Here is a 13,836-nt window from a genome sequence, read left to right as displayed (position 1 = left end):
GCTACGCAAGCGTAGCGGGTTCGTTTTCCTAGTAGCGTAGGCTTACTAGCCGTTTTCGCGGCGGTTCGCCATTACGCCCTGCTCGACACGCTCGCCGATCGTCTGATCAACGTTTTTCCAGTACTCAAACACCCGTGACAGCACCGGCTCTTCAACACCGTCGGAAACGTGGCCCACAATGTTGTTGACCAATCGGTCGCGGGCAGCGTCATCCATTACCTTATTGACCAGGTCATTGGCTTGGTTGAAGTCGCCATCGCCCGGGCGCAGCGTGTAGGCGGCGCGAACCAACTCGCCGTCAGTCTCCCATACTGCATCTTCCGGGTACTTTTCCGGGTTGGCGTGTGCGCCCCCTTTGCTATTAGGTGCATACACCGGGTCGGTGGAGTGGTTAATACGCATCTGACCACCCTGGCTGTAGCTGTTAACCGGGACCTTGGGCGCGTTAACGGGGATATGTTGGTAGTTCACCCCTAAACGCGCGCGGTGCGCATCAGCGTAGGATATGACCCGCGCCAACAGCATTTTATCCGGCGAGAAACCGGTGCCCGGTACGGCATTGCTGGGCTGAAACGCTGCCTGTTCGATTTGGCTGTGGAAATCGACGGGATTGCGATCCAGCGTCATCTTACCGACTTCTTGCAGCGGGTAGTCGGCGTGCGGCCACACCTTGGTCAGATCGAAGGGGTTGATGTGGTAGGTCTTGGCATCTTCAAACGGCATGATCTGAACTTGCAGCGTCCAGGTGGGATAATCGCCGCGTTTGATGGCATCGAACAGGTCGCGACGATGGTAGTCGGCGTCCGCCCCCGCCATCTTGTCAGCCTGCTCCTGGGTCATGCACTTAATGCCCTGGTCAGTCTTGAAGTGGTACTTCACCCAAAAGCGCTCGCCTGCAGCGTTCACCCACATATAGGTATGGCTTGAATAGCCATTCATGTGGCGCCAACTGGCGGGAATACCACGATCGCCCATTAGCCAGGTTACCTGGTGAGCAGATTGCGGGGAAAGCGTCCAGAAGTCCCACTGCATATCGTGATCACGTAAGCCGTTATCCGCTCGACGCTTTTGTGAGTGGATAAAGTGCTGGAATTTGAGCGGATCGCGAACGAAGAACACAGGGGTATTATTACCCACCATGTCGAAGTTGCCCTCTTCGGTGTAGAACTTCAGCGAGAAGCCACGAGGATCGCGCCAAGTGTCAGGGCTACCCGACTCACCGGCCACCGTCGAGAAACGCGCCAACATCTCGGTTTTTTTACCCGGCTGTAGAAAGTCCGCCTTGGTGTATTGGCTAACGTCGTGCGTCACTTCGAAATGACCAAAGGCGCCACTGCCTTTTGCGTGGGGCTGACGATCCGGAATCATTTCCCGGTTAAAGGCAGCCATCTGCTCCATCAAGTAGTGATCATGTAGAACAATCGGCCCATCGGGGCCTACTGAAAGGGAGTGTTCATCACTGCTAACCGCTATACCCGCATCCGTTGTGGTGTGTTTAGGTTTATCGCTCGTCATCGCTCTTCCTCCATGTCACGGTAGACGTGGCGTGTGACCGCCACTCGTTCAAGTACGATGAAAGCTTGGCTATTTATTTGTCTTATTTATCATTTTAGTAGCCGCTAACAAAGCCCACCCCTAGGTATAGTCAAACAGCCGCCAACTTGCCATTTATGGCGGCGGCTACTTGCCTATCAGGCCGATAGCTTTTATTTATAAGCAATGATTAATAGAACGAGTCTGTGGGCGGCACTAAGCTCGAGTTAAAGCTCTCAACGGCGGTTTCGGCCTCTTCAATTTCATCAAAACGGGCTATGTGAAATAGTGCTTCGCCTTCGTTAGCCAGCGGTAACCGACTCATACCGATCACGATGCCATCGGCAACAGAGCGAACTTCGCCCTCATCATTACCAAAGGGGTCGGCCACTTTGCCCAACACCTCGCCTTTGGCAACCCGCGCGCCCAGGCGTACTTTGGGGCGCAAAATGCCATCAATCGGCGCACGCGCCCAGCTTGACCCATTGGCCAATTCAGCGGGGGCTGGCGTGCGGCGTCGCTGTTCGCCGGTCAGCATGCCTAAGCGCCGCATGACCCGCAGTACGCCACGCACACCTGGGGCAATCGCCCACTCATCGAAACGTAGCGCTTCGCCTGCTTCATAGGTAAGCACCGGAATGCCACGGTTCTGAGCGTAATGGCGTAGGCTGCCTTCACGCAGTTCAGCGTTAAGCACCACGGGCGCACCGAAAGCATCGGCCATACGCTCGGTTTCACTGCCTGGGCGAAGTTGGGCGCGGATTTGCGGCAGGTTAGTGCGATGAATGGCGCCTGTGTGTAGATCAATTATGTGGGTGGCATGATCGACGATTTGTTCACGGAACAGCGCGGCAATCCGCCCGCCTAGCGAACCCGATTCACTGCCTGGAAAGCAGCGATTAAGATCGCGCCGGTCAGGCAAATAGCGTGTTTGCTGAAGAAAGCCGAATACATTCACCACTGGCACGGCGATCAGTGTGCCACGAATGCTATTGATCGCTTTGGCGCGCAGCACCCGGCGAACAATTTCCACCCCGTTGATCTCATCGCCGTGAATGCCTCCACACACCAACAGCACTGGGCCATCCTTACGACCATGCACCACCTCGACAGGAATATGCAGCGGCGTATGGGTATATAAGCGCGCCACCGGCACATCAACTTGTAAGCGTTGGCCGGGCATAATGGTATGTTCACCCAACTGAAAAGGAGCTCGCGCCATGCTTTCTATCCTGTTTTTTAATCGGTTATCTTCGCGACGTTAATGCGATCAGCGGCTAGTGTCATTGCCTGTTTATACGCCTTCACTGGCAAAATGACGAATTTGTTAACCTACGTTATGCGTTGAGTCATTTATCCATACAGTTTTGAATGTAAATACGCTCGCGCTTGGGTTAAAATGTGACCATACAGTGTCGATCATAAGGTTGCGTTTACATGGCAAGAAAGACCAAAGCTGAAGCTGCTGCTACTCGCGAAGCGCTGCTTGAAGCTGCTGAAGAGGTATTTTTTGCCAAAGGCGTGGCACGCACATCGCTTGAGCAAATTGCTCGCCATGCGGGCCTTACTCGCGGTGCCGTTTATTGGCATTTTAAGAACAAAGGCGATCTATTCATGGCATTGGTTGAACAGGTGCGCATGCCCTTTCAATCGTTAATGGATGAGGTCGACAAGGCTGACACTGAATTATCCCCGTTAGAAGCGATTCGGCTAGCCTGCCATGCGGGCTTAGTGCGCCTTGAGCAACCCTCCTACCAGCGGATACTGTCGATTTTATTGCATCGCTGCGAATTCTTCAGCGACATAAACCCGCTGGATATGCAGGAAGAGATCGGTAACGAGTGCTTCCAGGAAATGCTAACGGTGTTTGTGTTGGCTGAAGAGCAGCAATTATTGCGCGAAGACTTAAGCCCGGAAGTCGCAACACGGCTAATGCAGTCGATGCTGGGTGGTCTTTTCCATGACTGGCTACGTAACCCCGGTGCGTTTTCCATACGTGAACGCGGTGGTGAGCTAATCGACACCTCCATCCGCATGATGCAGCGCTAAACAGTTACCCCTGCCCTCGCTGCAATGCAGCAAATGTGCTAATACTGGCGTTACTGTTAGCCGTGTGAGCACACTATGGATGCCTTGGAGTTTGTCCGCGTACGCGAATTAGATGTCGCCGTGCGCATCTGGAACCCTTCTGCCCCGCGCACGCTTATCGCCTGGCATGGCCTTGCCCGCCATGGCGGCGACTTTAGCGCGCTTGCCCGAGAACTCGGCAGTGAATGGCGTATTATTGCGCCGGATACACCGGGCCGCGGGTTATCAAGCTGGTCACTGTTCCCAGCGCATGACTACCTCTACAGCCATTACATAACAGTCGCCATGGCACTAATGGATCACTTTAAACTCGATCACGTCGATTGGCTGGGCACCTCGATGGGTGGGCTGTTAGGCATGCTGATCGCCGCTGACCCTCAGCACAGCGCTCGAATAAACCGGCTGATCCTCAATGATGTGGGGCCTGAGCTGAATAAACAGGGGCTGATTGCGCTTTCCAGCTATTTTGGCGTTGCCCATCGCTTCTCAAATTTTAGCGAACTCCAGCAAGAGCTTAGCCAGCACTACGCCAGCTTCGGAATTACCAGTGACGCCGCTTGGCGTGAACTCGCGCTCAATAGCGCCCGTCGATTACCTGACGGCAGTTGGACATATCATTTTGATCCACGCATTAGCGAGCAGTTTGTCCATGATACCCCGCGAGATACCTGGGCCGATTGGGCCAACATTCGCTGCCCAGTGATGGTCATTCGTGGCGAAGAATCGACGCTGCTAGATGCAGAAACACTACCGCGTATGGCCGAAACACAGCCAGCGCTCGTCACCTTGACCGTGCCTGACTGTGGCCATGCGCCCATGTTAGATAGACCTGCCCAGGTAGAGCCTATTCGGCGCTTCTTACAACGCACTACACCTCACCCTTCAGCCCATGGCAGTTCAACGCAAACCGCCACTGGCTGGCAGCATATGGTGCAGTGGCTGGCTCAGCAGTGGCGGCGGTGGTGGAAGTAAACCCTCAATGTACTTGAACGCTCAGTGAGAGGCCGAGTAATGGCTAGCATGGTGACGCTTCTTGCTTAACCGCAGTCTATTCAAACGAATGCGTGTTTCTAGATACTCTTGCTCAGAAACACTGCGGTAAGCCCCTTCTTCAGGGAGGTACTTCACTAGCACCCGACGCTCGCCCTGGGCAGGCAGCGCATCGCGCTTACTGAGCAGCTTCACTGCGCTATTGGGCTCATTATCGATCATCGCGTAAGCCTGCTCGCCCTCACCTTGGCGCTCGGTCACCACCACCGTTTGGCCCAGCAAGCAGCGCCGGGTAAAGGGGCGATAGCGATGCAGCCCACGGTGTAACGCATGGCAAAGCGCAGCTGCCAGGGGCGAGGCAACAATCAACGTGGCCCACAACACCAGCACACCGACCGGAATGCGTATTAAGCCGAGCGGCAGCCAGCGCAACACCAGCAGTTCGATCGCGAGCGTGATTGCCGCTGCAATGGTCAGAATGACCGTTAATGCCAGCGACGCGGGTACACCCGCAAAGCCTAACGAGACTAGCGTGCTTGCCAGATGATCCTCTTTTAAGCTATCGCGCTCAAACAGCTCCAAGGGGGCTAAACGGATAATCACTAATAGCCAGTAGAGCGCTAATAGTCCGAGTAGGAACGTAAACACAATGCTCGGGAATTGCGTCGCTGCGTGCAGTAGCTCATTCATGGCGTCCTCCTCCCCCGGTACTTAGCCGGCGATGTATTGTTCTTTTCAGCTTAGTCGAGGTTAGCTTTTCAGCGCCACTTTTACTTTGCCTTAGGTCATTGCTAGCTCATCAAGACAAAAAAAGTGCCACCCGAAGGTGGCACCCATCTCTTTTCGCGCTAGTTTGCCCACTAACGGGCTAACCCTTAGGAGTGATCATGCTCCAGCGCTGGCTTGTTGGCATCATGCTTCTTCCCTTTCATTTTGCGACTCAGCCAATCAGAGGCTGTCGCAATCATGGCGTAGAAGCTGGGAATAAACAGGCTTCCCAAAGTAGCAACAGAGAACATGCCCATCGCCACAGTGGTACCAATGTGGTGGCTGCTCACGTCGCTGGCGCCGGTCGCCAAGGCCAACGGCAAGGTACCGAAGATAAACGCCAAGGAGGTCATGACAATGGGACGGAAACGCAGTTCTGCTGCGGTAATCGCCGCTTCGCGAATGGTTTTACCCTGCTCTTTACGCTGAAGTTCGGCGAACTCTACGATCAGAATAGCGTTTTTCGCCGCCAGCCCGACCACCACCAGCATACCGATCTGCACATACACACTGGTGTCCAGCCCGCGCAGCACAATGCCACCAATCCCCCCAAAGAAGGCAAAGGGCGTAGCCGTCAGTACCGCAAGCGGCAACGACCAGCTTTCATACTGAGCCGCCAGAATCAGGAACACCATCAACAGCCCGAAGACAATCGCTAGCGTCGCAGCATTACCCAGGTTGGCTTCCTGATAGGCAGTACCGGTCCAACCCATTCCCCAGTTGGAGCCCAGAGTCTCTTGAACGACTTGGTCCATGGCTTGGATGGCCTGGGCAGAGCTGTAGCCCGGGGCAGGATTACCCTGGAATTGAGCGCCCGCATAAACACCGAAGCGCGATACCACAGACGCTCCCGTTTGGCGTTCAAGCTCGACAAACTCAGAGAGCGGAATACGCTCACCATTACCGCCGCGAACATACACGCTGCTAACGTCTTCTGGCGTTTTACGGAAGTCATCTTCGTTTTGCAGATACACCTGGAAGTTACGGTTTTGGTAGCTGAAATAGTTCACAAAGCCGTTACCGAAGGTGTTGGAGAGAGCCGAGTTAATATTCTCCAGCGCTACGCCGTAACTCAACGCTTTCTGCTGATCAATGTTCGCCCGGTAGGAGGGCACATTAACGTTAAACGTGGTGAACACCTGGTTCAATGCGGGGTGCTGATTAGCCTTCTGCATAATTTGCAGCGAAGCTTCATAAAGTTCCCGCGTTGACGCACCATCAAAAGACTGCAAGTAACCCGTAAAACCGCCCGTCGTTGAAAGCCCCATAATGGGCGGCACGTTAAAGGCCATTGCCGAGCCACCATCGATACTGGCACCCAGCCCCATAATGCGCCCCACCAGCTCATCAGCGGTCAGTTCACGTTCAGACCAAGGGGCCATATTAATAAACATAATCCCACGAGCAGTATTCACAGCACTGGAGAGAATATCGTATCCCGCCACGGCAGAGGAGTATTCCACACCGGGGATCGCTTCCACTTCTGCGCTGAGTTTTTCCATATAGCGCTGAGTACGGTCAAGCGACGCTGCATCGGGTAGCGATACGCTCACCAGCACGATCCCCTGGTCGGTCTCGGGTACCAGTGTCGAAGGCGTATTGACGTATAGCCAGTAAGACCCCACCCCAGTCAACACGGTCAGTGCCAGCGCCAACAACCAAAAACGCACTAAGCCTTTTACTACCCACATGTAAGCGGCGGTAATACCCGCAAACATACGGTCAAACAGGCGCAGCGGTGTGTTCAAGGCGCGTTTAAACTTGGACTGACCGGCCCCAGCAATTTTATGTTTAATAAAAATCGCGGAAAGCGCTGGCGTAAAGGTCAATGCCATTAATGCTGAGATCGCCACAGAGATCGCTACAGTAATGGCGAACTGCTGATAAATTTGCCCGGTGAAGCCGCCCAGGAAAGCCACAGGAATAAAGACCGCCGCCATAATCAGCGAGGTTGCGATGACCGGCCCGCCGACTTCTTTCATCGCCCGGATAGTGGCGTCGCGAACGCTTATATCGTCTTCTTCACTCAGTACGCGCTCGACGTTCTCCACCACCAGAATGGCATCGTCGACCACTATCCCTATCGATAAGACCAGGGCAAATAGCGTCAGTAGGTTGATCGAAAAGCCAAACAGGTAGAAGCCAGCAAAGGTACCCACCACCGCAACCGGCACCACCGACATCGCAATCACAGTAAAGCGCCAGTTCTGCAGGAAAATAAACAGAATAACGATAACGATCAGGAAGGCTTCGATAAAGGTGTGGAGCACCGTTTCCACAGAAGCATCGATAAACAGAGTGGTATCGTAAGGTGCAACATACTCAAGCCCTGGCGGAAAGCGACTGGCCAGATCGTCCATAGCCGCCCGCACGCCCTCAGCCGTTGCCAGCGCGTTGGCACCCGGCTGCTGGTTAATGATGATCGGCGTCATGGTTGAGCCGTTCAAACGCGCATCAACCCCGTAGAAAGAGGCCCCAAGCTCAATCCGCGCTACATCTTCCAAGCGCAATGATGAACCATCATTATTGGTGCGTAGGTAAATATTGCGGAAGTCGTCAACGTCATTCAGACGACCGCCTGCGGTAATCGTATAAGTGTACGCACGCGGCTCACTTTGCGGCGTTGATGCCAGACTACCGGCCGGAATCTCAGTGTTTTGTACCCTAATTGCGCTGGCCACTTCACTGGGTGTCAGGTCGTATTGGGCTAATTTATCCGGATCCATCCAGATACGCATGGCAAATTCGCCGCCGCCCAGCACCTCTGCATTACCCACCCCAGGCACCTGACGCAGTTCATCAAGCACGTTCAGGGTGGCGTAGTTCTGCATGTAGATGTTGTCGTAGTCGCCATCAGGTGAGGTCAACGCGATAAACATCAAAATAGAGTCAGAGCGCAGCTCAACGGTGACACCTTGTGACTGCACGGCTTCAGGTAACTGCGAAAGCGCCCCCTGAACCCGGTTGTTAACGTTGATGGTATTAATGTCACCATCGGTACCGATGTTAAACGCAACGCTCAAGCTCATGGTGCCATTATCAGCGCTGTTTGAGGTCATGTAGAGCATGTCCTCAACGCCGTTAATGGCTTCTGCAATGGGTGCCGCCACCGTTTGCGCAACGGTTTCCGCATCCGCACCAGGGAACTGCGCCTGTACTGAAACGGTAGGCGGCACCACGCTGGGGTACTGCTCAATAGGCAGAATGCGCATGGACATCACGCCCACCAGCGTCACAATAATTGCCAGTACCGTGGCAAATATCGGGCGGCTGATGAAGAAGTTAGAGAAGTTCATTATTGCGCACCCTCTTCCCCTTCAGCGGGCTGGCCATCGGCGGCTCCCTCTTCCATCGCCTCTGCCGCTTCAGCTTGCTCTTGTGCCTCTTCTTGCTCAACGTCTTCAACGATCTCTTCAGCGTTGCCATCGAACGGCTGGGGATCAATCGCCATACCCGGCTCCAAACCCGCAGGATCACCTACAATCACCCGATCACCCGGCTCGAGACCCTCGCGAATCAACTGCCACGGGCCAGCCACTTCGCCCAATGAAACAGTCCTTTCGCGGGCTTTATTTTCTTCATCCAGCACAAGCACCTGCGGGCCCATCAAGCCTTGGGTTACCGCAATCTCAGGCACCGCCATCACATCAAAGCGCTTTAAGCCTTCGATACGCACACGCACAAATTGGCCCGGCAACACGGTCGCCTCCGGGTTTTCAAACGTAGCGGATGCTTGAACAGTACTCGTGCCGCTATCGACCCGTGAACCCAGAAAGTCTAAGTGCCCTTCCAGTTCAGAATCGCTACCGCCACTAACGCCCGGTATGCTCAAACGTGCGCTAATATCAGATGGGTCACTGCCCTCACTCAACTGGCCGCGCAGTTCAAATGCGTCGCGCTGAGGCAGCTGAAAGCGCACTTCTAGCGGGTCTAAGGGAGTGATCGTGGCCAGCTCCGTGCCCGACGTGACCAAATTGCCAACGTTGACTTGGCTTAAACCGATCATGCCCGAAACAGGGGCGGTCACCTGGGAATAGCCTAGGTCCAGATTAGCGCTGGTGAGTGCTGCTTCCGACTGCGCTACGCTCGCCTGGGCCACCCGCTGGTCTGCCAGTGCTTGGTCATACTGCTGACGACTCACCGAGTTCTGGCTAAGCAACTGTTCAAAACGCTGGGCATCGCGCTGGGCTCGTGAAAGCTCAGCACGGGCGCTTTGCAGATCAGCTTCACGCTGATTAACGGTTGCCTGATAAAGGTCTGGCTCAATGGTGTAGAGGCTATCGCCCTCTTCCACTAGCTGGCCGGGCTCGAAGTGACGCTCCTCCAGAAAACCGTTTACACGGGCAACCAAGGTGACTTCATCATCGCTACGGAGTAGGGAGGGGTAGGATTTATCCAGCGGTATATCTTGGCGCGCCATTTCAGTCACAGCGACTTTATGGGGCGGAGATTCTTGCTGGGCACCCTGCTGGGGCGCCTCAGCTTGCTCTTGACCACAGGCCGCGAGTGCCAGCGCGGCTACCAGCGTCACTAGACTCGCTCGCTTAGAGTGAATCATCTTCTTCATACGTTGAGTTCCCATATATCTTTTTAAAAGTCGACTGGTAGCACTGAAGAAATTACATACCCGGCTGTGGAGGTGCACCGATGTCCATAGCGCGTTCATAGCGGTCATTGCCGCCACTTTCCGGCAAGGTAAAGTTCACTTCATCGCCAGTTAACCATGCATTAACTTCTTCAATCGCGTCTACATCCAGACGCCCTGCCTGCTGACGCAGTGAGAGTAAATTCACCACATAGTCGTAGCGAGCTTCGGCGTAGTTAGCGATAGCGTTGTAGAGGTTCTGCTCAGCATTCAATACATCGACGATGTTACGGGTACCTACCTCGTAGCCAGCTCGGGTTGCTTCTAGCGCGCTCCGGTTTGAGACGATGGCCTGCTGGCGGGCTTCGACAGTTTCCACATCGTTACTCACTTGGGTGTATAGCGAGCGAACTTGTTGGATCGACGAGCGGCGCTGAGACTCGAAGTCATACTGGCTGCTTTCCAACTGATAGGTACCCTGGCGGATACTCGCGCTAGTACGGCCACCGGTGTAGATCGGCAAATTGGCGCTTAAGCCCACTTGGCTGGAAGAGTCCTGCCCAGTAACGCCATCGATATCGTTGTCACCATATTGGTAATTGCCAAACGCTTGCAGGGTGGGTAAGCGACCCGCTCGGGCAATTTCTACGCCGCTACGTGAAACTTCAATACCTGCCTGCTGGGCCAATACTTGAGGGTTAAGTTCAAGGGCTTGCTCAACCCAGTAGTCGCGGCTGCTTGGCTCGGGAAGTGCAATGGGCATGCTGTCACCGAGTGCTTCAATGCTGGCGTAACGCTGGCCGGTTAGCTGTTCCAGTGCTTCAAAAGCCACTTGAAGGTTACTTTCTGCGGCAATGCGATCAGCCCGCGACTGGTCAAACGTCGCACGCGCTTCTTCAACTTCCGTAATCGCAATCAAACCAACTTCAAACTGCTCGCCCGCCTGCTCAAGCTGGCGGCCAATCGCCCGCTCTTGAGCAAAGCGCGCTTCTAGCACTTCGTGGGCACGCAGAATATCGAAATAGGCGCTGGCCACATCAATCAACAGCTGCTGTTCAGTCGCCGCTAGCAAATAAACCTGCTGGTCGATTTGGCGCTCGGTCTGAGTGACTTCTCGGCGGGTGACTTCATCATAGAGCGCCTGGGTGGCTTCCAGAGAGAGCGATACGGTGTTGTACCGATCATCGCTAGCGCCACTAATATTACCCGCCTCATTACCGGTGCCTGTTCCTGCTCGCGAAGATCCTTGGCTTTCGTACTGCTGATTGTGCGCCACATTACCGGTTGCATTGATTTGGGGTAGCAAGCCACTCCTTGCCACATCTCTGCCAGCTTCGACGCCCAAATACTCCGAGCGCGCCGAAGCGAGCGCAGCGTTATTGTCTAGCGCATCACGAGTAATCGTAATGAGGTCCGCCGCTTGAGCAGGCAACACAAAAGAAGCTGTGAATACCGCTAACAGTAAGGGTCGTAAAGGGGCATTGACTGCCCAGTGTGCCAGTCGCATGGGGTTGCCTCTAGGTATCAGCGTCAGGATGGCGAGCGTACTCAGTCACTCCAAGTACGGTGCCACTCAGAAAGATGAGCATTATAGTTACATTCATGTATGTATGCTAGCCTTGAACAATCTAAAAATGTGTGTACAAACTATTGTCAAGTCGCATGCAGCTTACCTTAGTCCAAAGCATGAGGGGGTGGCGATAAATGCGACTCTCTTTTGCGAAACTCACGCCAATCGATACCCCATTTCTGCAGTCGCGAGGCCAACGTGGTGGGTTTGATGCCCAGCAGTTCAGCCGCGCCACCCGCTCCCGAGACCTTACCGCCCGCCTGGGCCAAAGCAGCCAGCGTGCTTTCACGCTGACGCTGACCAAGCGCATGCTCGGTAAGTAGCGTGGGGCCGCTTTGTTGATCACTAGCGTGACCGGATGAGCGCACCGGATGAGTGCGGCCCAGCGAGCGGGGCGGCTCACCCAACAGTAAGTCATCAAACATCAATCGGCGGTCCTGCGTCACAATGACCTGACGCTCAATAATATTCTCTAACTCGCGAATATTGCCCGGCCAGGGGTAGCGCTGCAGGATTTCCAACTGGGCCGGGGGAATGCGCACCCCAGGCTTATTAAATTTCAGGCAGGCACGCTGTAAAAAGTGGCGCGCCAGCAGCGGCACATCCTCAATTCGATGCCTCAGTGGCACTGAATCGATCGGGAAGACATTGAGTCGAAAATAGAGATCTTCGCGGAAGTGCCCCGCGTCAATCATCTCGCGTAGTTCGCGATTAGTGGCGGCGATGACTCGTACATCCACTTCCCTGGTGCGGTTGTCACCCACCCGCTCGAACTGCTGGTCTTGCAGCACTCGCAGCAGCTTACTTTGCAGCTCCAGAGGGATCTCACCGACCTCATCTAAAAACAGCGTACCGCCATGGGCCAGTTCAAAACGACCGGGGCGATCCTGTACCGCGCCGGTAAATGCGCCTTTTACATGGCCGAAAAACTCGCTTTCGAAAAGATCCCGCGGTATAGCCGCGCAGTTCACGCGGATCAGCGGCCTATCGCTGCGCGTGCTGCCCGCATGAATGGCGCGGGCAATCAGCTCTTTGCCGGTGCCAGACTCGCCGCTAATAAGCACGTTGGCACTTGTGGGAGCGACCATTTCGATCTGTTTAATCAATTTTTCTACCGCCGGGCTATTACCGACGATATCGCGATGATTCAGCTCTGCCTTAATCTCTTCTTGTAGATATTCGTTCTCTAGCTCCAAACGCTGCTTGAGCGTCTCCACTTCGGCCAGCGCGTCGCGTAGCTGTTGTTCGGCGCGTTTACGCTCACGAATATCACGAAACAGCACCACCGCCCCGACCAAACGCCCCATCTCAAAAATCGGCGTGCTGGTGTACTCAACGGGTATCGCTTCGCCGTTTTTGTGCCAGAACACTTCGTTATCCACATGATGAACCTGGCCATCGCTAAAGGAGGCATGAATGGGACACTGCTGCACAGGAAAGTGGCTGCCATCAGCATGGGTGTGATGGAACATCAGGTGCGCGTCGTGGCCGACCATGTCTTCGGTACTCCAACCTAAAATGCGCTCGGCGGCGGGATTGACAAAGGTGGTTCTGCCCTCAGCATCGAGGCCATAAATGCCCTCGCCCGCCGCGCTGAGAATCAACTGGTTCTGCTTCTCAATCCGCTCGAACACCTGCTCAACCCGCTGCCAGCCGACTTCACCCTGGCGGTGCTGGCGGCCTAGCTCTGCTTTGGCACGCCGCTGTTCAGCCTTGTTGCGGTCAATCAACGTTAATAGCAGCTGCTGAGAACCCTCTATGCACTGGGCATACACCTCGACCCGATAGGGCTGGCGTAGCATGTCCAGCATCACCAAATCATCCGACCAGGCCGTTTTTTGCGTCAACGCCTCATCGGTAAAGCTGACCCATAGTGGCAGTGAAGCACTTAAGCGATGACTAAACGGTGACATCAGAGGCAACGCTTGTTCAATGCACAACAGCTCGCAGGCAGAGTCATTCGCGGCCAGCAGTTGGTCGGCAAAAGGGTCAATAACCACCATCGCCAGCGGTGAGTATCCGCCCATCAGTTCACAGGCTGAGGCGTGGGTAGGGTCCTGCATCAACATTAGCGGCTACCTCATGGTCAAGATGATCCCTCGACTTAACCATTCAATTCCCACGCCACTTACGATATTTCGTTAATAAAACAACGAAATATCGTTATTTACGGTTTTTCGTGACCCATTAAACTCACCAAAGACATCTTAAAAAATAGAAATTATGTTTTTAAAAACAACAAGCTAACCATCAAACATAAAAGTTGGCATACAAATAGCAATAAACAATGGGTAGCGCCGCA

The 13,836-nt window shown here is 54.5% G+C and carries 9 protein-coding genes; 2 read left to right on the top strand and 7 right to left on the bottom strand.

What is annotated here, in order from left to right; translation table 11 throughout:
- Positions 1 to 45 precede the first annotated feature (45 nt).
- A complete protein-coding gene (locus MLE19_RS00390; RefSeq protein WP_240716101.1) occupies positions 46 to 1,515 on the bottom strand; it encodes a catalase in 1,470 nt (489 codons plus the stop codon).
- Positions 1,516 to 1,723: 208 nt separating this feature from the next.
- Positions 1,724 to 2,755: a succinylglutamate desuccinylase/aspartoacylase family protein gene (locus MLE19_RS00385; RefSeq protein ID WP_240716100.1), complete on the bottom strand. Its 1,032-nt coding sequence runs from the start codon at positions 2,753 to 2,755 to the stop codon at positions 1,724 to 1,726.
- A gap of 215 nt (positions 2,756 to 2,970) precedes the next feature.
- On the opposite strand from MLE19_RS00385, the gene MLE19_RS00380 reads away from it, so the two are divergent.
- On the top strand, positions 2,971 to 3,582 hold the full coding sequence (locus MLE19_RS00380; protein WP_240716099.1) for a TetR family transcriptional regulator: 612 nt from the start codon (positions 2,971 to 2,973) through the stop codon (positions 3,580 to 3,582).
- 75 nt (positions 3,583 to 3,657) lie between these two features.
- Positions 3,658 to 4,593, top strand: a complete 936-nt coding sequence (locus tag MLE19_RS00375) for an alpha/beta fold hydrolase (protein ID WP_240716098.1) — start codon at positions 3,658 to 3,660, stop codon at positions 4,591 to 4,593.
- Between the two features lie 21 nt (positions 4,594 to 4,614).
- Here the strand turns inward: MLE19_RS00375 and MLE19_RS00370 are convergent, their stop codons facing one another.
- From MLE19_RS00370 to MLE19_RS00350, 5 genes are all read right to left on the bottom strand, one after another.
- Complete coding sequence (locus MLE19_RS00370) at positions 4,615 to 5,301, bottom strand: hypothetical protein (RefSeq protein WP_240716097.1); 687 nt, start codon at positions 5,299 to 5,301, stop codon at positions 4,615 to 4,617.
- Between the two features lie 185 nt (positions 5,302 to 5,486).
- Positions 5,487 to 8,675 (bottom strand): efflux RND transporter permease subunit, encoded by a 3,189-nt coding sequence (locus MLE19_RS00365; protein WP_240716096.1) that lies wholly within the window; start codon positions 8,673 to 8,675, stop codon positions 5,487 to 5,489.
- Complete coding sequence (locus tag MLE19_RS00360; RefSeq protein WP_240716095.1) at positions 8,675 to 9,946, bottom strand: efflux RND transporter periplasmic adaptor subunit; 1,272 nt, start codon at positions 9,944 to 9,946, stop codon at positions 8,675 to 8,677. Before MLE19_RS00360 ends, MLE19_RS00365 begins: the two co-directional genes overlap by 1 nt.
- Before the next feature lie 52 nt (positions 9,947 to 9,998).
- Complete coding sequence (locus MLE19_RS00355; protein WP_240716094.1) at positions 9,999 to 11,471, bottom strand: TolC family outer membrane protein; 1,473 nt, start codon at positions 11,469 to 11,471, stop codon at positions 9,999 to 10,001.
- A 167-nt stretch (positions 11,472 to 11,638) separates the two neighbouring features.
- Positions 11,639 to 13,603 (bottom strand): sigma-54 interaction domain-containing protein, encoded by a 1,965-nt coding sequence (locus MLE19_RS00350; protein WP_240716093.1) that lies wholly within the window; start codon positions 13,601 to 13,603, stop codon positions 11,639 to 11,641.
- Positions 13,604 to 13,836 lie beyond the last annotated feature (233 nt).

This window comes from Vreelandella neptunia (genome assembly GCF_022489065.1).
In the GTDB taxonomy this organism is placed as follows: domain Bacteria; phylum Pseudomonadota; class Gammaproteobacteria; order Pseudomonadales; family Halomonadaceae; genus Vreelandella; species Vreelandella neptunia_A.
This window is presented reverse-complemented; position numbering and strand designations above follow the sequence as displayed.

Excerpts from the sequence above, each read along its gene's own strand:
- MLE19_RS00360 (WP_240716095.1), bottom strand. The coding sequence starts at position 9,946 with ATGAAGAAGATGATTCACTCTAAGCGAGCGAGTCTAGTGACGCTGGTA.
- MLE19_RS00385 (WP_240716100.1), bottom strand. The coding sequence starts at position 2,755 with ATGGCGCGAGCTCCTTTTCAGTTGGGTGAACATACCATTATGCCCGGC.
- MLE19_RS00355 (WP_240716094.1), bottom strand. The coding sequence starts at position 11,471 with ATGCGACTGGCACACTGGGCAGTCAATGCCCCTTTACGACCCTTACTG.
- MLE19_RS00380 (WP_240716099.1), top strand. The coding sequence starts at position 2,971 with ATGGCAAGAAAGACCAAAGCTGAAGCTGCTGCTACTCGCGAAGCGCTG.
- MLE19_RS00375 (WP_240716098.1), top strand. The coding sequence starts at position 3,658 with ATGGATGCCTTGGAGTTTGTCCGCGTACGCGAATTAGATGTCGCCGTG.
- MLE19_RS00390 (WP_240716101.1), bottom strand. The coding sequence starts at position 1,515 with ATGACGAGCGATAAACCTAAACACACCACAACGGATGCGGGTATAGCG.
- MLE19_RS00370 (WP_240716097.1), bottom strand. The coding sequence starts at position 5,301 with ATGAATGAGCTACTGCACGCAGCGACGCAATTCCCGAGCATTGTGTTT.
- MLE19_RS00350 (WP_240716093.1), bottom strand. The coding sequence starts at position 13,603 with ATGTTGATGCAGGACCCTACCCACGCCTCAGCCTGTGAACTGATGGGC.
- MLE19_RS00365 (WP_240716096.1), bottom strand. The coding sequence starts at position 8,675 with ATGAACTTCTCTAACTTCTTCATCAGCCGCCCGATATTTGCCACGGTA.